Raw genomic sequence first — 19,702 nt, 5'->3', positions numbered from 1 at the left:
GTTCCGGTCAGAGTGTCCCGTGGCGGACGAATAGGCAATGGCTTTGCGCGGCGTTCTGTGGCTATTTATTACCCTATTACGAAATTTTCTTTCGCGGCATGTTCCGCATCAATTCTTCTGAAGCTCGGCAATCTTGCGATAAAGCTCCAGCGCCTCGGCGTTTGCCAATGCTTCACGGTTTTTCACCTCCCGCCCATGCACAATGTCGCGCACGGCAAGTTCGACAATTTTTCCAGACTTGGTACGCGGAATATCGCTAACAGCGATGATCTTCGCAGGTACATGGCGCGGCGTTGCACCGGTGCGGATCTTGGTCTTGATACGCGCTTTGAGATCGTCATCGAGCGATACACCTTCAGCAAGTCGCACAAAGAGCACCACGCGCACGTCATTGTCCCAATCTTGCCCGATGCAAAGCGCTTCTGCGACCTCTGCCATCTGTTCGACCTGATTGTAGATTTCCGCCGTACCGATACGCACACCACCCGGATTAAGCGTCGCATCTGAACGTCCGTGAATGACGATGCCATCATGTTCTGTCCATTCAGCAAAATCGCCATGGCACCAGATATTATCGAAACGCTCGAAATAAGCTGCCTGATATTTTGCACCTTCGGGATCATTCCAGAATTGCAGCGGCATACACGGAAATGCTTTGGTGCAGACCAACTCGCCTTTCTCGCGGCGCACTGGCTTGCCATCGTCGTCCCAAACATCGACCGCCATACCAAGACCCGCACCCTGAATTTCGCCTTGCCAGACAGGTTCGGTCGGTACGCCCAGCACGAAGCATGAAACGATGTCCGTTCCACCTGAAATCGACGCCAGATGCACGTCTTTCTTGATTGCCTCATACACAAAAGCAAAACCTTCCGGCGACAGCGGCGAGCCGGTCGAGGAAATGGTGCGAAGTGCGGACAGATCGTGGGTTTCACCGGGACGCAGCCCGGCTTTCAGCACCGCATCGATGAATTTTGCCGACGTGCCGAAATAGGTCATGCCTTCGGACGCTGCATAATCGAACAATACATTGCCATCGGGATAGAAGGGCGAACCGTCATAGAGCAGAAGTGTCGCGCCTGATGCGATGCCTGACGCCAGCCAGTTCCACATCATCCAGCCGCAGGTGGTGAAATAGAAGAATCGGTCGCCTTCGCGAATATCCGCATGCAGGCGATGTTCCTTAAGATGCTGCAACAGCACGCCACCAGCTCGATGCACAATGCATTTCGGAATGCCAGTGGTACCCGAAGAAAACAGAATATAGAGCGGGTGATCGAATGGAAGTCGCGTGAACTCGACAGCTTTTGCAGTGAACGAGGCGAGTGCCGTATCGAGCGCGATACCGTTTGCAGCCTTGCTGGCGACCGCTTCCGCTTCGTCGAGATGGGTGACGATAACCGAACGCTTGCTGCTCGGTAGCTTGGCTGTGACTTCGGCAATCTTGTCGCTCACATCAATACGTTTGCCGTTGTACCAATAACCGTCGCAGGCAAAGAACAGCTTGGGTTCGATCTGACCAAAGCGATCCAGCACACCCTGTGCGCCGAAATCAGGCGAGCACGAAGACCACACCGCACCGATAGACGAAGCTGCCAGCATCAGCGCAACCGCTTCCGGCATATTGGGCATCATGCCTGCAATGCGATCGCCGGGCTTCACCCCTTCTGCCAGCATGAATTGCTGGAGTTTTGAGACCAGCGCGTGCAGATCATCCCACGTCAGGCGACGCTCGACCTTGTCTTCGCCAAGAAAGATGATCGCCTCTCCATCTCCTTTGTGACGCAGGAGATTTTCAGCAAAATTGAGTTTGGCATCGGGAAAGAATTTTGCCTCACGCATATGATCTTTATCGACCAGCGTCGCTTCCCCGCGCTCGCCGATAACATCACAAAAGTCCCAGATGAGTGTCCAGAAAGCTGAACGATCTTCAATCGACCAGCGATGCAGGGCCTGATAATCAGCCAGACTTTGCGCCGTAAGCTTTTCCGCGCGTACACGGAATTGCTCCAGATTACTTGCTGCAATGCGTTTTGCATCCGGTTGCCACAATGGTTGGCTGTCAGCGGAAACGGCCTCGATACTCATCATTCCTCCCAGAATCATGCTCGATCACTTGCAGCGCAAGTCATCAATGTGTGGGCAAATTTCTATGGGAGTGTTGACGAAACGTCCACGGGTTTTAATGAAGGAAAGGCGGCAGCACTCAGATTGAGCTTTGCTTACTTGTCCCACTATTTTCTGAAAAAATCGGCAGTTTTGCCACCCGATCAATAACTTATAATGAAATTCATATTGCAGGTGCATCGTTTTAGGTTGCCGACAAATACCGAGTCAACGATGACTGATAATAATGAAACTTCTGAAAAGCAGTTCAATTAGGGTATCGAACAGCAGTTCTTCGCCCATTTGGAGCATTTCCTGTTTTGATTGGGTCATTGGAAATGCTCTATACATTTTTTTTACGCACATCTTCCTTCGAAAACCGCTTCGCACTTTTCGGGATGCGCTCTAAATTAACGCTATCTGGGGTTGGCGTTCTGTCAGGCTGACTGTGTGGGAGAAGCCGTTTCCACAACGATATCAGGCGTCCGGTTCTCCCAAGCATTAATCTTTGCCACCAGCCAGCGATTAACCGGGTTTTCGAAAAAATGATAAGCGACGATGGCTGCCCCGATGCTTACCAGAACGCCTGCACCTATCAGCAGAACTGCTTCGAGCGTATTCTGCCCCCAGCTTTTAGGCAGTGCATTGAAGAAAAAAAGTCCGATCAGCGGATGCAGAATGAAGATTCCAAAGCTGTAGCGGGCGAGCTGGACAAAGCCGCTCCATCGCAACGGCGTATAGAGTTGCTGTGTACTGGCGGCATAAAGCATGTACATGCAGAAGTAGAGGAAGAGGAGCCGTTTTGGCCCTTCCAGCGTTGCAGTATCAGTATCACTACCCGACGGGTGATAGAACAGAAACACGATCATGCAGGCTGCAAGCGCGATCTTGATAAGCCACTTTGGCAAAGCGCTCTGCTCGCGTCTCGCAAGCCACATACCGAAAAGGAATGACGGCAGAGCACGGAACACACCAACATCGGCAAACTGGATTCGGGTGAGCGATGATGCGCCAAGTAATCGCGCCAGATAATCACCGCCAATGATTGCAGCGACAATAATAACGAGAAGCCAGCCTCCCAGCCGCTTGCATAGAAGATCAAACAAGGGGAAGCACAAATACATCATGAAAAGCGCGCTGAGCGACCAACTGACATAATTATAGGAGAAGGTCTGCCCCATCCCCCAATTGTGAATCAGCAGCAATTGCGCAAACCCGGTCCACCAGCTCATGTTCGGCTGTGTAGAGGGGTGCAACATGCCCCAGGCGGTCAGAACGGATATGAGAGCGAAGCAGGAAAACACCACGGCATGAAGCGGATAGATGCGCGCCAAGCGCCTTCCTACAAAGCCTGCATAGTGGCGAGCACCCCAAACATAATTGCGACGCCGCCCGAGGAAAAGACCGGATACAATGAAAAAGATATCCGTAAAATAAGCAAATGTTAATATAACATTTTGGATAGCGTCGTTCTTTACGGAAATCCGAAAAGAATAATGAAAGAGCGCGATTCCGATACACAATAAAAATCGCATACCGTCGAAATCAGAAAGTCTTTTCATTCAACGTATCGCAGAGTTTTACTTCATTGATATGTCAGTAGCAACTTTTGGGGAAAAGTCGAGATGCGTTACAACCCCTGCGACCATTCGGTCGTGTACAATGCTCTATCGTAAATCTCGATATAAATGATTTGGAAAATTTGGTGGAGCCAAGCGGGATCGAACCGCTGACCTCTTGCATGCCATGCAAGCGCTCTCCCAGCTGAGCTATGGCCCCATCAGACCTCTTTCGAGGTGGGCCAGACAGGAATTTCTGTCCGGTGTGGCGGCTTATTAAATGGCTCGTTACAGAAGATCAAGAGCTAAATCGCAACTCTTTTCGTATCGGGCAAATTAATTTGCCGGTTGTGCAGATTCGCCCCGCAATCTGGAACGGAACATTGCCGTTAACCCGCCTAAATGCATAAGGGCGGCCCACTGGACCGCCCTGCAAAAAAGCTTGGAAGAAGACGATCAGCCTTCTTCGTCTTCACCACCGACCCCGCCGCCGAGAATGCCCGACATGTCGTCGTCTTCATCTTCCTCTTCTTCGAGGAAGGTGTCTTCATCGTCGTCGCCCAGATCGACATCGTCGTCGATATCCGGAAGATCTTCGCCACCCTTCGATTCGTCGTCCGCGTCCTCAAGGGAAACGAATTCCGGCTTTTCGAGTGCCGTATCCAGTTCTTCCTCTTCGGTTTCCTCTTCGACCGCACGGCTTTCTGCTACGGTCGCTTCGAAATACGAACGCGGGTAGGAAATACCGGTGTAAGGCGAAACAATCGGATCACGATTGAGGTCGTAAAACTTCTTGCCCGTTTCCGGGTCAATGCGCTTGGTACCAAGTTCAGTTTTTGCCACGTTTAGCCTCGTGAGTTTTTATCCCTGTCGTGCCTGTGGCACTCCACGCCTGATGTTTCCCCCGTAGCACTTGCAGCATTTCCGCCACTTGTTCACCCGGGGACACAAATTCATTCAACCGCGCCTGCCATGACTACATACATGTTGCTCGCCATCATACTCAATAACCGTAAACGGTCGAGAGAAGGCGTAAGGCGCGCCTTACGGTGTTGTTCGGTGCATAAACGCAATTTGCAGCTTTTGTCAAAGCTAAAGACTCGTTGCAGCCCCGATAGTCTTAAAGAGAGCTCTCTTTAAAGACGTATTCGCGGATGACCCCGCCCCGTTCATGTGCTAGGAAGCTGCCGCTTTGATTAATCCAGCGTGAATAACGCCAAAATGAGACAGTGACGAATCCATGTCCCATTCCGCTACCCCGAAACCTGCAACCGCCCGCCGCTCGGAGGCTTTAACGGGCGAAATCCGCATTCCGGGTGACAAATCCATCTCGCATCGTTCCTTCATGTTCGGCGGCCTTGCTTCGGGTGAAACCCGCATCACCGGCCTGCTCGAAGGCGAAGACGTCATCAATACCGGCCGCGCCATGCAGGCGATGGGCGCCAAGATTCGCAAAGACGGCGATATCTGGGTCATCAACGGTGTCGGCAATGGCTGCCTGTTGCAACCTGAAGCACCGCTCGATTTCGGCAATGCCGGAACCGGCGCCCGCCTGACCATGGGCCTTGTCGGCACTTACGACATGACGACAACCTTTATCGGTGATGCATCACTGACATCGCGTCCAATGGGCCGTGTGCTTAATCCGCTGCGTGAAATGGGCGTACAGGTGAAGGCCGCAGAAGGCGACCGTCTGCCACTAACGCTGACAGGCCCAAAGACTGCAAACCCGATCAGCTATCGCGTGCCTATGGCATCTGCTCAGGTGAAGTCGGCAGTTCTGCTCGCCGGTCTCAATACGCCAGGTGTCACAACCGTCATTGAACCTGTCATGACGCGCGATCACACCGAAAAGATGCTTCAGGGCTTCGGTGCCGATCTCACCGTCGAAACCGACAAGGATGGCGTGCGTCACATTCGCATCGTCGGGCAGGGCAAGCTTACGGGCCAAACCATTGACGTACCGGGTGATCCATCCTCGACCGCCTTCCCGCTGGTTGCGGCTCTGCTGGTCGAAGGTTCGGATGTCACCATCCGTAACGTGCTGATGAACCCGACCCGCACCGGCCTTATCCTGACATTGCAGGAAATGGGCGCAGACATCGAAATCATCGATCCACGCCTTGCTGGCGGTGAAGATGTTGCCGATCTGCGCGTTAAGTCATCGAAGCTCAAGGGTGTCACGGTTCCTCCGGAACGCGCACCATCGATGATCGATGAATATCCGGTTCTGGCGATTGCGGCTTCTTTTGCCGAAGGCGAAACCGTCATGGACGGCCTCGACGAGCTGCGTGTGAAGGAATCAGACCGTCTGGCAGCTGTTGCGCGCGGCCTTGAAGCCAATGGTGTCGATTGCACCGAAGGCGAGATGTCGCTGACGGTTCGTGGTCGTCCAGACGGCAAAGGCCTTGGAGGCGGCACCGTTGCAACGCATCTCGATCACCGCATTGCCATGAGCTTCCTCGTCATGGGGCTGGCCGCTGATAAGCCAGTCACGGTCGATGACAGCACGATGATTGCAACCTCGTTCCCCGAATTCATGACCATGATGCCCGGCCTTGGTGCAAAAATCGAAGTCAGCGAGCAGCAATGACAAGTTTCGTCGTAGCCATCGACGGACCAGCAGCTTCGGGCAAGGGAACCCTTGCCCGGCGCATTGCCATTCATTACGGCATGCCGCATCTCGATACCGGCCTCACCTATCGTGCAGTGGCGAAAGCGCTGCTCGATCAGGGGCTGCCGCTTGATGATGAAGCAATTGCAGCTGATGTGGCGCTTAATCTTGACCTTCATCAGATGGACAAGGCCGTTCTTTCAGCCCATGCTATTGGCGAGGCGGCGTCGAAAGTAGCAGTGATGCCTGCCGTGCGGCGCGCTCTTGTTGAAGCCCAGCGCGGTTTCGCCAATGCATTGCCGTCAAGCGTACTTGATGGCCGCGATATTGGAACTGTGGTCTGCCCGGAGGCTGAGATAAAGCTTTTTGTGACGGCATCGCCTGAAGTGCGCGCACAACGCCGCTTTGAGGAAATCGTTGCCAAAGGCGGGACGGCTGATCTCGATGAAATTCTGGCCGATCTCAGGAAGCGCGATGAGCGTGACATGAACCGCACCGATTCTCCGCTTAAGCCCGCTGAAGACGCGCACTTGCTAGATACGAGTGAAATGAGTATAGAAGCGGCATTTCTTGCAGCAAAAAAGCTGATTGATCACGCTTTCGCGCAGCACAAGGCATAATATCGGGACAGTTTAACGACTTTCTGATAAGATAGGCCTTGGAAATGCTGGATAATTCCGGGTTTGTTCCTATATAGGTCTCACCCATATTTATAACCTGACTTCGCGTTCCATGCGCCGGTTGTCTCAAAGAGACGGAGCTGAAGGACAGGCCTAACGCAACTCTAACCCCCGGCGCCGCATCCGATGTTGTTTCATACCGGATGCATCAGGAGTATTTATGTCTGAATTCAATCCCTCCCTCGCAGACTTCGAGTCGCTGCTGGCCGAATCCTTTGCCAACAATGACCTTGCAGAAGGTTATGTTGTAAAGGGTCGCATCGTTGCCATCGAAAAAGACATGGCAATCATCGATGCTGGCCTCAAGGTCGAAGGTCGCGTACCGCTGAAGGAATTCGGCGCGAAGGGCAAAGACGGCTCGATGAAGCCGGGCGACGAAGTTGAAGTTTACGTTGAGCGCATCGAAAACGCACTCGGCGAAGCTGTTCTGTCGCGCGAAAAAGCACGTCGTGAAGAAAGCTGGGGCAAGCTCGAGCAGAAGTTCGCCAATGGCGAGCGCGTCGACGGCGTCATCTTCAACCAGGTCAAGGGTGGCTTCACCGTCGATCTGGACGGTGCAGTTGCATTCCTTCCACGTTCGCAGGTCGACATTCGTCCGATCCGCGACGTTACCCCGCTTATGCACGTCCCACAGCCTTTCGAAATCCTCAAGATGGACAAGCGTCGCGGCAACATCGTTGTCTCGCGTCGTACCGTTCTTGAAGAAAGCCGTGCGGAACAGCGTTCGGAAATCGTTCAGAACCTTGAAGAAGGTCAGGTTGTTGAAGGCGTTGTCAAGAACATCACCGATTACGGTGCGTTCGTTGACCTCGGCGGCATCGACGGCCTCCTGCACGTTACCGACATGGCATGGCGCCGCGTCAACCATCCATCGGAAATCCTCACCATCGGCCAGACCGTTAAGGTGCAGATCATCCGTATCAACCAGGATACCCATCGTATCTCGCTCGGCATGAAGCAGCTCGAGAACGATCCTTGGGATGGCATCGGCGCGAAGTACCCGATCGGCAAAAAGATCACCGGTACTGTCACGAACATCACCGACTACGGTGCATTCGTCGAAATCGAGCCAGGCATCGAAGGTCTGATCCACGTTTCGGAAATGTCGTGGACCAAGAAGAACGTGCATCCAGGCAAGATCCTGTCGACCACTCAGGAAGTCGAAGTTGTTGTGCTCGAAGTTGATCCGGTCAAGCGCCGTATCTCCCTCGGTCTCAAGCAGACCCTCGACAACCCATGGACGACCTTCGCTCAGAAGTACCCTCAGGGCACGATCGTTGAAGGTGAAGTTAAGAACAAGACCGAATTCGGCCTGTTCATTGGTCTCGACGGCGACGTCGACGGCATGGTTCACCTCTCCGACCTCGACTGGAACCGTCCAGGCGAACAGGTCATCGAAGAGTACAACAAGGGTGAAGTCGTTAAGGCTGTCGTTCTCGACGTTGACGTTGAGAAGGAACGCATCTCGCTCGGCATCAAGCAGCTTTCCGGCGACAAGGTCGGTGAAGCAGCAGCTTCGGGTGATCTGCGCAAGAACGCCGTTGTAACCTGTGAAGTAACCGCTGTTACCGATGGCGGTCTTGAAGTTCGCCTGGTCGATCACGACCTCGAAAGCTTCATCAAGCGCTCGGATCTGTCGCGTGATCGTGACGAACAGCGCCCAGAACGCTTCACGGTTGGTCAGAAGGTTGACGCTCGCGTCATCGCTTTCGACAAGAAGACCCGCAAGCTGCAGGTCTCGATCAAGGCGCTCGAAATCGCTGAAGAAAAAGAAGCAGTTGCTCAGTACGGTTCGTCCGACTCAGGCGCTTCGCTCGGCGATATTCTTGCTGCAGCAATGAAGAAGTCGGAAAACAACTAAGTTTTCCGTCCCTTCGACTGAACATGAGAAAGCCCGCCAAATGGCGGGCTTTTTCTTTATCCTGATCGCGGACAAGCATTGGAAATGCGCCGATCTGCATTTTCCATAGACATCAGGCTACAGACGTTTGTTCCGCAGCCACCTGATCCAGAATTTCCTGACGCTGCTCTTTGGTCAGATGATCGAAAAACAACACACCGTCCATATGGTCGATTTCGTGCTGAAAACATATTGCCAGAATACCATCAGCTTCGATCTGGTGTTTCTCGCCCTCAAGATCGGTATAGCTGACAGTAATACGCGCTGGACGTGATACCGAACCCCGATAAGGCCCGACCGAAAGGCAACCTTCATCGTAGCTGCTTTGTTCGTCGGAGGAAGCAACGATCTCTGGATTGATCGCAATCAGCGGCTTGCGTTCGCCATCCCGGTAATTCACGTCAATGGCCGTGATACGCAGGAGCTTTCCCACCTGAACTGCGGCAACGCCGACACCACCCGAATTATACATCGTATCAAGCATATCCTGCGCAAAACCGCGAATATCGCCGTCGATGGTTTCGACAGGCAGAGAGACCTCGCGCAAAAACGGATCTGGGATTTTGGTAAGCGGTAATACTGCCATTTCTAATCTCGCAAGTCGTTGATCAGCTATGACTTATCGCAGCATTTTTCCGCAGCCCGGACAATCGCAAATCTATTCTGGTGAAGTCCGACAATAGGCGTCAGACAATGTTCAGCATATGGATCAAGCCCAGACTGATAGCGCCAAGCGCCAGCAGCGACAGAATAGCTGTCAGTGTCACCCGCCCGCCAGCGGAAGCCACAGAGCGCACATCGACGCCCAGACCAAGTGCCGCCATGGAAATGATCGTCAGTGCGGTGGACGCAAACTGAATGCCGGGAAGAATGGCTTCGGGGATCAGGTGCAGCGAACGCAGTGCCATCATCACCAGAAAGCCGATGATGAACCACGGCACTAATTGCAGGAAGCCGGGTTTTACTTCCGCGTCCTTGTTACCAGCCAGCACGGAAAGCGCCAGAATAACAGGGCCGAGCATCAGCACACGGACCAGCTTGACCAATGTTCCGAGCTGCACGCTGATTGTGGCGATTGGAGCGGTGGCAGCCAGAACCTGCGGCACTGCATAGACCGTCAGTCCAGCAAGAACGCCATATTGCGTGAAAGACAATCCCAGCAATGGTACCAGCAGCGGCAGAAGCAACACAACGACGACACCCAGAATGGCCGTGAATGCGATGGAAGCTGCAACATCTTCACTGTCTGCACCAATGACGGGAGCCGTTGCCGCAATCGCCGAGTTACCGCAGATAGAATTGCCACAAGCAACCAGAACAGCCATGCGATGCGGCAGCTTCAGTAATCGTCCAATGCCGTAGCTAAATGTAATGGCCATCACCACAACACAGGCAATGCCAAATATAAGGCCGGGACCAGCGTCAATGACGGCACTTGCACTGATGGAAGCGCCAAGCAGCACGACCGCAATCTCCAGCAGAAGTTTCGCGGAAAAGCTGATGCCTTTGGAAAATTGCTTGCCGGGGCGGAAAATGGTTCGGACGGCGGTGCCAATAAGAATCGCCAGCACCAGCGCTTCTAGCCAAGCTTTCCCGGTATAATGCTCCTCAATCTTTTCAAGCCCGATCGCCACAGCCGAAACAGCAAGGCTAAGTGCAAGCCCGGGGAGAATGTTCTGAAATTTTGTGGCAGTTGCGGTGGTCATCGGAATCAGCATTCAAATCTTGAGAAATATTTTCCAATGAGATGCGCTAAATCTTCTGTTCATTCCATCGCATAATATGGCATAATTCATTCGATAAAATCGAACGATTGAAGCTATGACACTGGAACAACTGCGTATTTTCATCGAAGTGGCCGAGCGCGAACACCTCACCCGCGCCTCAGAAGCGCTTAATCTCACGCCATCGGCAGTGAGTTCGGCCATTCGCACGCTCGAAGAACGCTATGGCGCGATGCTTTTCAACCGCATCGGTCGGCGTATCGAGCTGACCGGCGATGGTCGCATATTTCTGGATGAAGCGCGCGCGACGCTGGCCCGTGCGCAATCGGCCGAGCGTATGCTTTCAGAACTTGGCGGCGGCAAACGCGGAATTCTTACGATCCATGCCAGCCAGACCATCGCGAGTTACTGGCTACCGCCTTATCTGGCACAGTTTCATGCGACACATCCGATGATCGACTTGCGCCTGACGCTCGGGAATACCGAGAGTGTCACGCAGGCCACGCAAGAAGGACTGGCGGATATCGGTCTCGTGGAAGGCGCTGTGCGAGCTCCCGCCCTCTCGATGCGCAAGGTTGGAACGGATGAGCTTATCGTTGTCACAGGCCCTGCCCATGAATGGTGCACTGCCGCTAAACTCACATGGGATACGTTGTTCAGCGGCCAATGGATATTGCGTGAACATGGGTCAGGCACTCGTAGCGTGTTTGAAGATGCGATGCGGGTTGCGGGTTACAATCCTGCGCGTCTTAACATTGCACTTGAATTGCCTTCCAATGAGGCAATCTGTTCAGCCGTACTTTCCGGCAACTACGTGACTGCAATTTCGGAACTCGTCGCAGCACCGCATCTTGCAGCAGGCACACTCGTCAAGGCCGATTTTACTCTCCCACAACGCCAGTTTCTGATGCTGTCGCATAATGACCGCTATCAGACAAAGGCGCTTAAATCTTTCGCTGACATGCTGATGAGAGAACCGGACATGTCGCGCACAGGACAACTCTCCGACCGTTAACCACTGTACGCTTCTTCCACGGGTATATCCCCGCACATCCCGGCCCACTATGTGCGGATCGGGACCGATCCGCACGTCGATCTGGAGGAGGTAGACATGAGCAGGAATAGAGGCGTTGTATATATGCGCCCGGGTAAAGTCGAAGTTCGAGATATTGATGATCCGGTGTTGAGCGCTCCCGATGGGCGCAAGCTGGACCACGCCGTCATCCTGAAAGTGATCACCACCAATATTTGCGGCTCAGACCAGCACATGGTGCGTGGTCGTACCACCGCAATGCCCGGCCTTGTGCTCGGCCATGAGATCACCGGCGAAGTGATTGAAAAAGGCAGCGATGTCGAAATGCTCGAAGTTGGCGACATCGTATCCGTACCGTTCAATGTCGCCTGCGGGCGCTGCCGTTGCTGCAAGTCGCAGGACACCGGCGTTTGCCTTACCGTCAATCCATCACGCGCTGGCGGCGCTTATGGCTACGTCGATATGGGCGGCTGGATCGGCGGACAGGCACGCTATGTCATGGTGCCTTATGCCGACTTCAATCTGCTGAAATTCCCGGACCGCGAACAGGCCATTGAGAAAATTCGCGATCTGACCATGCTGTCCGATATTCTGCCCACCGGTTTCCACGGGGCGGTGAAGGCAGGCGTCGGCGTAGGCTCAATCGTCTATGTGGCGGGTGCTGGTCCTGTTGGGCTTGCTGCGGCCGCATCTGCTCGCATCTTAGGTGCTGCGGTCGTCATGGTCGGCGACTTCAACAAGGAGCGGCTGGAACATGCCCGCAAGGTCGGTTTCGAGCCGATTGACCTTTCAGCCAGTGATCGCCTTGGCGATATGATTGCCGAAGTGACTGGCAGCAACGAAGTGGACAGCGCCATTGACGCGGTTGGCTTTGAGGCCCGCGGCCATAGTGGTGGCGAACAACCGGCCATTGTTCTGAACCAGATGATGGAAATCACCCGCCCGGCAGGCTCCATTGGCATTCCGGGTCTTTACGTGACCGAAGATCCGGGCGCTGTCGACAGTGCTGCCAAGCAGGGAAGCCTGTCTCTGCGCTTTGGCCTCGGCTGGGCAAAGGCACAATCTTTCCATACCGGTCAGACTCCGGTGGTTAAATATAACCGCCAACTCATGCAGGCTATTCTGCATGGCCGTCTGAACATTGCCGATATCGTCAATGCGCAGGTGATTTCATTGGAAGAAGCGCCGCAAGGCTATGAAAGCTTTGATCACGGGGTGGCGAAGAAATTCGTACTCGACCCGCACGGTATGCTGACAAAGGCTGCTTAAAAGATTGATGCCGGGAGCTTTGGCTCCCGGCAATTCACTTTAGCGAATGGATTTAACCAGTTCAGGCTGGGTAAAGCAGGTTGGTGCCAGCCCATTCTTTGACTGCCAAAGACCAATCGAACGACGGGTTTTGAAGCCCGGAAGACCATCGGCCTTACCAACATCGTAACCCTGCGCCTGCATACGCTTCTGCATCGCCAGAATGTCGGAGCGATACATGGTGCCGACATTGCCCCATTGCGTCTGGAAATCACCCGCGCCATAGGCAATACGGTCGCCAACATGACCGATGAAGAGCGCATAGAGATCGCTCATATTGTAATCTTTGATGACGTAGAAATTCGGCGTCACGATAAAGGCCGGTCCATAACGACCAGCGGGCATGAGCAGAAAGCCCTCGCCGCGCATTTCATTGGCCGGAAACGCCTTGCCGTTGGTGCGGGAGATACCAAGCTTTGCCCATTCGGCAAATGTCTTACCCTGGTCTGGCCCTTCCAGAGAACACGAAATATTCTGAGGCACATTGACTTCATAGCCCCAGTCACGTCCGGCCTGCCAGCCATGGATTTTTAGATAATTGGCGATGGAGCCAAGCGTATCGGGCACCGAATTCCAGATGTCTCGCTTGCCATCACCATCAAAATCAACAGCATGTTTGAGATAGGATGTCGGCATGAATTGCGGCTGACCCAGCGCACCCGCCCACGAGCTTTTCATCGAACCATTGGAGATGTAGCCGCGTGAGGTGATCTGGAGTGCTGCAATCAGCTCTTTGCGGAACATTTCCTTGCGCGTTGCCATGAAGGCCTTGGTGCCTAGTACTTCAAAGGCATTGTACGGAATTTTGACCGTGCCAAAGCCCGATTCGCGCCCCCAGATTGCCACAACGATGCGGCCCGGCACGCCATATTGCTGCTCAATGCTTTTAAGCAGGCTTGCATTCTGACCAAGCCGCGCTTTGCCGCCGCTTGTGACAGAACCAATCGTTTTGGCATTGAAATATTTGCCCGGCGCGCCGAACTCCGCCTGTTTCTGCTCTTTCGGCGTTGTTGGCTTTTCGCCCGGAATGACAAGATCAGGCAGCTTCCAGTTGATCGTAACACCTGCAAAAGCCTGCTCAAAAACAGGGCGTGAAACACCTGCCGCCTTTGCTTCGGGCCAGAGGTCTTTTTCGATCCAGTTGCGATACTGGCTCTCAACCTGCGCTTTAGAGGGAGCTGCAAAAGAAGGCGCTGCAGATAGGGACGCAGCCACACAAAGAGCCGTGGTCAGGCCTCGCTTCCAGAATGCAGCCTTCATACACGTCTCCCAAAACAGAATAATTGAAGATTAAAGTGTCGTTCGCGCTCGCAATGCAGCCGCAAGCGTTCCTTCATCGAGGTAATCAAGCTCACCGCCAACAGGAACGCCATGCGCAAGCCGTGTTACACGGACTTCAAAATTCATCAGCTGATCGGTGATGTAATGCGCTGTCGTCTGGCCTTCGACTGTGGCATTCACTGCGAGAATCACTTCCTTGATGTCACCCGTTGCAACGCGCTCGACCAGCCCTTTGATGTTGAGATCATCCGGGCCAATGCCATCCAGAGGCGAAAGGCGACCGCCCAGCACATGATAGCGCACATTCATGGTGCCCGCGCGTTCAAGCGCCCAGAGGTCGGACACATCTTCCACGACGATCAGCGTTGTCGGATCACGACGAGCATCAGTGCAAATGGTGCAGGGGTCAGAAGTATCAACATTACCGCAACATGAGCAGATGCGGACTTTTTCAGCTGCCTCTTGCATGGCACCGCCAAGCGGCACCAGAAGCGCCTCTTTTTTCTTGATCAAGTGCAACGCCGCACGACGCGCAGAACGCGGCCCCAATCCCGGCACACGGGCCAGAAGTTGGATCAGACGTTCAATCTCGGGACCAGCTATACGTTTGGACATGATTTAAGGCAGTAAGGCAATAGGGGAGTAAGGCAATAGGGAAAATGCAGGCAGCAGGGCTTTGAGCAAATAAAACTTACTGCCCTACTGCCTTATTCACTTACTGCCTTAAAACGGCAGCTTGAAGCCCGGAGGAATTGGCAGACCGGCGGTGAGCGACTGGGTCTTTTCAGCCATTTCAGCTTCGAGCTTCGCCTTGGCATCATTATGAGCTGCAATGATCAGGTCTTCGAGGATTTCGACCTCGTCTTCCTTGGCAAGCGAAGGATCGATGCGAAGAGCCGACAAAGTGCCCTTGCCCGAAAGCGTGACTGTAACCAGACCGCCACCGGAAGAAGCGGTCGCTTCAAGATTGGCAATCTCGTCCTGCATGGCCTTCATCTTGGCCTGCAGTTCCTTTGCCTGTTTCATCATGCCCATCATGTCACGCATGGGTTCACTCCATCATTTTTTGAACGCGCATCTCACTCCGAAAACCGCTTCGCACTTTTCGGGATGCGCTCTAAAATTCAATCATCGTCAGAAGGCGCGCCGGGCACGTCTTCAACCGTATCAAGGTCTATATCGTCATCATCGCCCTGTTCTGCAACGGCAATGCGGACATCTGTTATCTTTGCGCCCGGAAAAGCTGCAAGAATTGCAGCAACATCGGGATCAGCGCGCGCATCGGTCACGAGGTTATCGCGACGCTCGGTTTCAGCTTCCGCAACCGTTTGCCCCGAAACGTCACGCGCAACTGTCACGACCCAGCGAATGCCGGTCCAGTTGTGCAGGCGCTGCGAAATATCGCTCGGCAGCGATTTCGGTGCATCGTCGGTCAGACCAATCTCAAGCCTTCCGGCAGCGATGGAGGACAGGCGCACGCAGTTCTTGACCAGAATCTTGAACTGCATGTCGCGAAACTTATCAGCCAGTGCAACGATATCATTGAGGCTGTTGATCTGAACCGAAGGCTGTGGTGTGCTATCGACAAACTGCTGTGGTGCGGGCGGTTGAACCGGCTGCGGCTGTGTTTCCACCAGACGCATGGCTGTTGCAGGACCACCCGATGCAGGCATCATGGTTGAGGCGGAAACCGCATCAACACTGCCGCGCGCTTCTGGCTGCGAACCGCCATTTGGCCTTGCGCCGCTTGGAGATTGCGGACGCGGAACCGAAGCAGAACCGTTTTCAAGCCCACGCAGTGCTTCATCAAGCGTTGGCAGATCAGCGGCATGGGCCAGACGGATCAGCAGCATTTCTGCGGCCTGCACAGGCCGCGTTGCCGTATCGACTTCGGCAATGCCCTTAAGCAGCATTTGCCATGTCCGAGACAGCACGCGCACCGACAGCTTCTGCGAAAAATCGCGACCGCGAACGCGCTCATCTTCCGAGAGCGATACATCTTCCGCCACATCCGGCGTAAAGCGCAGACGTGTCACCAGATGATTGAAATCGGCAAGATCCGTCAGCACGACCGATGGGTCGGCTCCGACATCATATTGCGCACGAAATTCGGTCAAAGCACCAGCAACGTCCCCACGCATGATCATCTCAAAGAGATCGATAATGCGCGCGCGGTCTGCAAGACCGAGCATTGAACGCACGGCTTCCGCCGAAACATGACCTGCGCCATGCGCGATGGCCTGATCGAAAATGGAGAGCGAATCGCGTGCCGACCCCTCACCCGCGCGCGCAATCATCGCAAGCGATGTGTCATCGACTTCGATTGCTTCTGCTTCTGCAATGCGCTTCAGATGTGCAGCCAGCGTACCCGATTCGATGCGACGCAGATCAAAACGCTGACAGCGCGATAGAACCGTGATCGGAACCTTGCGGATTTCGGTGGTGGCGAAGATGAATTTCACATGCGGCGGCGGCTCTTCAAGCGTCTTCAACAAGCCGTTGAAGGCCTGATTGGACAGCATGTGCACTTCGTCGATGATATAGACTTTGTAGCGTGCCGAAACAGGGCGATAGCGCACCTGTTCGATGATTTCGCGAATATCATCGATACCTGTATGCGAAGCCGCATCCATCTCGATGACATCGACATGGCGGCCTTCCATGATCGCCTGACAATGCTCACCCATTACGGAGAGATCAATCGTCGGCTGATCGACAGAATCAGTCTTGTAATTAAGCGCGCGCGCCAGAATACGCGCAGTTGTGGTTTTGCCCACACCGCGAACACCAGTCAGCATCCACGCCTGCGCGATACGACCAGTCTCGAACGCGTTTTTCAGCGTGCGGACCATCGGCTCCTGGCCGATCAGATCATTGAAATTCTGGGGGCGATACTTGCGGGCGAGAACGCGATAAGCGCCAGTTTCGGATTTTGTGTCCATTGCGACCCTTCCGCTCTCTGTTCGCTTGTTCCGATCAACAAACTCTAAACAGTTTGGACCAGAGACGAAAGTAGCTTTGGCGATGGCTTATCAACCATCAACAGCCATGATCGTTTTAGAAAGGTGGGAGGCTGGCACGATGACCCGTGCCGTGCTCGTTGGGGCTGCTTCCTTCCGGACCTGACCCGGTTGGCGAGTGGCTCGTCCACCACCAACCTCCCACGCTGCATATCGTCAATTATGAAGCAAAAAGCAAGAAGGGCATGGCGCAAAAAACAAGCGCAGAGACGAAAAAACTGATAAGAATTCTATTATGGAACAGTTTGAACTCGATAAACGGCTTTCCGCCGACACTTTTTCAGTGGTCCCGCTCGGCCTTTGCGAGCTGCGGCTCATGAATGACAAGCGCTGGACATGGCTTATCCTCGTTCCGCGCCGTGGCTCTTTGAGCGAAATACACGACATGACGCCGCTTGATCAGACCATGCTGACCTTTGAAACCGGCATTGTTGCGCAGGCGATCAAGAAACTGACCAATTGCGAGAAAATCAATAGCGGCGCGCTTGGCAATATCGTACGCCAGCTGCACATCCATGTCATTGCGCGCAATGAAGGCGATGCCGGCTGGCCAGGCCCTGTCTGGGGGCACGGCACCCGCGAACCCTATAGCGATGCTGACGCACAAAAGCTGATTGAAGAAATCCGCGAAGCACTCTGATTCCCTCCCAAACATTTTCCCGAGAACATCATGGCTTTTCGCCTTTACGACCTGCCGGAGACAGAACCGAGCCGTCTTGTCGGCTTTGCAGGCAACCGCATTGACCGCCTTTCCGAAAAACGACAGGACGATTCCGCTTTTACAGCGCTGGAGTTGCCTGAAACCCGAGTGATGGTTTTAGGCGGCAATAAGCTTCTTCTTGATTATACGCAAGAAAACGCGCCCCGCGCCCTGTTCTCACTGGAACAAGCACAGGCATTTTCGCCTGATCTCAATGAGCCGGTACTGCTGGGACTTCAAGATGGCGCACCGATTGTGGCACTCATGGCACCGCTCGATCCGGATGCTCTTGCAGAGCCGTTTCGGGCGCAGGACTATCGCAGCATCTACATGGAAGGGCTCGTACCTGCAGATATCGTCGGTGCTTTGGCACAAGCCGCAGCACTGACCGCATGGCACAGCAACCACCGTTTTTGCGGGCGTTGTGGCACAAAAAGCGAAATGCGTGCAGGTGGTGGCAAACGTGTCTGCCCGAATTGCGGTGCCGAGCATTTTCCGCGCACTGATCCCGTGGCTATCATGCTGCCTGTTCGCGGTGAGAAATGTATTCTCGCGCGCAGCCCACATTTTACCGCAGGGTCTTACTCCTGCCTTGCTGGCTTTATCGAGCATGGCGAGACAATCGAAGCTGCTGTGCGCCGTGAGAGCTTTGAGGAAATGGGGCTCAAAATCGGCCGCGTCGCCTATCATGCGAGCCAGCCATGGCCATTCCCCTATTCACTGATGATCGGCTGCCATGCCGAAGTACTGTCTGACGACTTCACTATTGATCGTTCGGAACTGGAAGATGGTCGCTGGTTCGACAAGGTGGAAGTGCGTGCCATGCTTGCAGGTAAACATGAAAATGGGCTGCGTGTACCGGCATCCGGTGCCATCGCAACCCACCTGATCAAAGCCTGGGCGAGTAGTTAACTATTCAGCCGCCAACAACTGCGTGCCGCGCGTATCAGCCCCCTTATAGACGCCGAGAATGCGCACTTCCTTGGTGAAGAAGCGCAGTTCTTCCAATGCGAGCTGAAGGTTCTGGTCTTCCGGATGGCCTTCGACATCAGCATAGAACTGAGTCGCAATGAAACGGCCACCGATCTGATAGCTTTCCAGCTTGGTCATGTTGATGCCGTTAGTAGCAAAGCCACCGAGCGCCTTATAAAGCGCGGCTGGCACGTTGCGAACACGGAAGACAAAAGTTGTGACAATGCGCTCGCCGTTTTCTGGACGTGGCTCCCATTTTTTGTTCTTGGACAGAACGACGAAGCGGGTCACGTTGTCTTCCGAATCCTCAACATTCTCCTCGAGAATATCAAGACCGTAGAGCTCAGCCGCAAGACTTGGCGCAAGCGCCGCCATTGAGCGATCTTTCATGTCGGCAACGAGGCGTGCAGCGCCCGCAGTATCGCCTGCAATCACTGGCTTCCAGCCATTGCTACGAATGACATTGCGGCACTGACCAAGCGCATGAATATGGCTGTGAACAGTCTTGATTTCTTCGCGCTTGACGCCCGGAAGCACCATAAGCTGGAAGTGGATCGGCAGGAAATATTCACCAACGATATGCATATCAGCAAGCGGCAGCAAATAGTGAATATCGGCAACGCGGCCTGCGAGCGTGTTTTCGATTGGGATCATGGCAAGATCCGCAACACCGCTTTCGACCGCATTAAAGGCATCCTCAAAAGTCGGGCACGGCAAAGGCTCCATATCGGGAAACATGTTGCGGCAAGCCGTATCGGAATTGGCGCCCGCTTCACCCTGAAAGGAAATCCGGTTGGTCTTCATC

At 54.1% G+C, this 19,702-nt stretch carries 16 protein-coding genes, 1 tRNA gene, 1 other RNA gene and 1 pseudogene; 7 read left to right on the top strand and 12 right to left on the bottom strand.

The annotated features are described in order from the left end of the window. Window positions 1-108 precede the first annotated feature (108 nt). The 4 genes from CEV34_RS07560 to CEV34_RS07545 form a co-directional block, all read right to left on the bottom strand. Window positions 109-2,088 (bottom strand): acetoacetate--CoA ligase, encoded by a 1,980-nt coding sequence (locus CEV34_RS07560; protein WP_007872992.1) that lies wholly within the window; start codon window positions 2,086-2,088, stop codon window positions 109-111. Window positions 2,089-2,543: 455 nt separating this feature from the next. Beyond that, on the bottom strand, window positions 2,544-3,668 hold the full coding sequence (locus tag CEV34_RS07555) for an acyltransferase family protein (RefSeq protein ID WP_007872983.1): 1,125 nt from the start codon (window positions 3,666-3,668) through the stop codon (window positions 2,544-2,546). Window positions 3,669-3,809: 141 nt separating this feature from the next. Beyond that, window positions 3,810-3,885 (bottom strand) — tRNA-Ala (locus tag CEV34_RS07550). 236 nt (window positions 3,886-4,121) lie between these two features. Beyond that, window positions 4,122-4,508 (bottom strand): TIGR02300 family protein, encoded by a 387-nt coding sequence (locus CEV34_RS07545; RefSeq protein ID WP_007872981.1) that lies wholly within the window; start codon window positions 4,506-4,508, stop codon window positions 4,122-4,124. A gap of 397 nt (window positions 4,509-4,905) precedes the next feature. On the opposite strand from CEV34_RS07545, the gene aroA reads away from it, so the two are divergent. The 3 genes from aroA (at window position 4,906) to rpsA (ending at window position 8,820) form a co-directional block, all read left to right on the top strand. Then, on the top strand, window positions 4,906-6,258 hold the full coding sequence (gene aroA / locus CEV34_RS07540) for a 3-phosphoshikimate 1-carboxyvinyltransferase (protein WP_007872980.1): 1,353 nt from the start codon (window positions 4,906-4,908) through the stop codon (window positions 6,256-6,258). After that, on the top strand, window positions 6,255-6,899 hold the full coding sequence (gene cmk, locus CEV34_RS07535) for a (d)CMP kinase (protein ID WP_007872979.1): 645 nt from the start codon (window positions 6,255-6,257) through the stop codon (window positions 6,897-6,899). The genes aroA and cmk overlap by 4 nt, the downstream gene beginning before the upstream one ends. Before the next feature lie 220 nt (window positions 6,900-7,119). After that, on the top strand, window positions 7,120-8,820 hold the full coding sequence (rpsA, locus tag CEV34_RS07530; protein WP_007872977.1) for a 30S ribosomal protein S1: 1,701 nt from the start codon (window positions 7,120-7,122) through the stop codon (window positions 8,818-8,820). Window positions 8,821-8,932: 112 nt separating this feature from the next. On the opposite strand, the gene def is transcribed toward rpsA, so the two are convergent. Next, window positions 8,933-9,445: a peptide deformylase gene (gene def, locus CEV34_RS07525; protein WP_007872975.1), complete on the bottom strand. Its 513-nt coding sequence runs from the start codon at window positions 9,443-9,445 to the stop codon at window positions 8,933-8,935. A gap of 100 nt (window positions 9,446-9,545) precedes the next feature. After that, window positions 9,546-10,565 (bottom strand): YeiH family protein, encoded by a 1,020-nt coding sequence (locus tag CEV34_RS07520; protein WP_039859461.1) that lies wholly within the window; start codon window positions 10,563-10,565, stop codon window positions 9,546-9,548. 115 nt (window positions 10,566-10,680) lie between these two features. Between CEV34_RS07520 and CEV34_RS07515 the strand changes: the two genes are divergently transcribed. Both CEV34_RS07515 and fdhA read left to right on the top strand, forming a co-directional pair. After that, entirely contained in the window at window positions 10,681-11,598 is a 918-nt protein-coding gene (locus CEV34_RS07515; protein ID WP_007872963.1) for a LysR family transcriptional regulator, read from the top strand. Window positions 11,599-11,694: 96 nt separating this feature from the next. Next, window positions 11,695-12,885 (top strand): formaldehyde dehydrogenase, glutathione-independent, encoded by a 1,191-nt coding sequence (gene fdhA / locus CEV34_RS07510; RefSeq protein ID WP_007872961.1) that lies wholly within the window; start codon window positions 11,695-11,697, stop codon window positions 12,883-12,885. Between the two features lie 39 nt (window positions 12,886-12,924). Here fdhA and CEV34_RS07505 read toward each other — a convergent pair whose 3' ends face one another. The 5 genes and pseudogenes from CEV34_RS07505 to ffs all read right to left on the bottom strand — a co-directional run bounded on the left by CEV34_RS07505 (window position 12,925) and on the right by ffs (window position 17,367). After that, window positions 12,925-14,184: a lytic murein transglycosylase gene (locus CEV34_RS07505; protein WP_007872959.1), complete on the bottom strand. Its 1,260-nt coding sequence runs from the start codon at window positions 14,182-14,184 to the stop codon at window positions 12,925-12,927. 30 nt (window positions 14,185-14,214) lie between these two features. Further along, entirely contained in the window at window positions 14,215-14,820 is a 606-nt protein-coding gene (gene recR / locus CEV34_RS07500) for a recombination mediator RecR (protein ID WP_007872956.1), read from the bottom strand. Between the two features lie 108 nt (window positions 14,821-14,928). Continuing rightward, window positions 14,929-15,252 carry a YbaB/EbfC family nucleoid-associated protein gene (locus CEV34_RS07495; RefSeq protein WP_007872953.1) on the bottom strand — a complete coding sequence of 108 codons (324 nt, stop codon included), beginning with the start codon at window positions 15,250-15,252 and terminating at the stop codon, window positions 14,929-14,931. Between the two features lie 77 nt (window positions 15,253-15,329). Continuing rightward, a pseudogene (locus tag CEV34_RS07490) lies at window positions 15,330-17,168 on the bottom strand (DNA polymerase III subunit gamma/tau); the annotation flags it as partial. A gap of 102 nt (window positions 17,169-17,270) precedes the next feature. Further along, window positions 17,271-17,367, bottom strand: an RNA gene (ffs, locus tag CEV34_RS07485) — signal recognition particle sRNA small type. 93 nt (window positions 17,368-17,460) lie between these two features. On the opposite strand from ffs, the gene CEV34_RS07480 reads away from it, so the two are divergent. Both CEV34_RS07480 and nudC read left to right on the top strand, forming a co-directional pair. Beyond that, window positions 17,461-17,865 carry an HIT domain-containing protein gene (locus CEV34_RS07480; RefSeq protein ID WP_007872950.1) on the top strand — a complete coding sequence of 135 codons (405 nt, stop codon included), beginning with the start codon at window positions 17,461-17,463 and terminating at the stop codon, window positions 17,863-17,865. 30 nt (window positions 17,866-17,895) lie between these two features. Continuing rightward, entirely contained in the window at window positions 17,896-18,837 is a 942-nt protein-coding gene (gene nudC / locus CEV34_RS07475) for an NAD(+) diphosphatase (RefSeq protein WP_007872948.1), read from the top strand. On the opposite strand, the gene CEV34_RS07470 is transcribed toward nudC, so the two are convergent. Continuing rightward, the gene (locus tag CEV34_RS07470; protein WP_007872946.1) at window positions 18,838-19,701 is read right to left on the bottom strand and encodes a prephenate dehydratase; all 864 of its coding nucleotides are present in this window, start codon (window positions 19,699-19,701) and stop codon (window positions 18,838-18,840) included. Window position 19,702: the final 1 nt, after the last annotated feature.

This window comes from Brucella pseudogrignonensis (genome assembly GCF_002252525.1).
Taxonomy (GTDB): domain Bacteria; phylum Pseudomonadota; class Alphaproteobacteria; order Rhizobiales; family Rhizobiaceae; genus Brucella; species Brucella pseudogrignonensis.
Note: the sequence above shows the minus strand (reverse complement) of the source record. Positions and strands in the feature narration are given on the sequence as shown.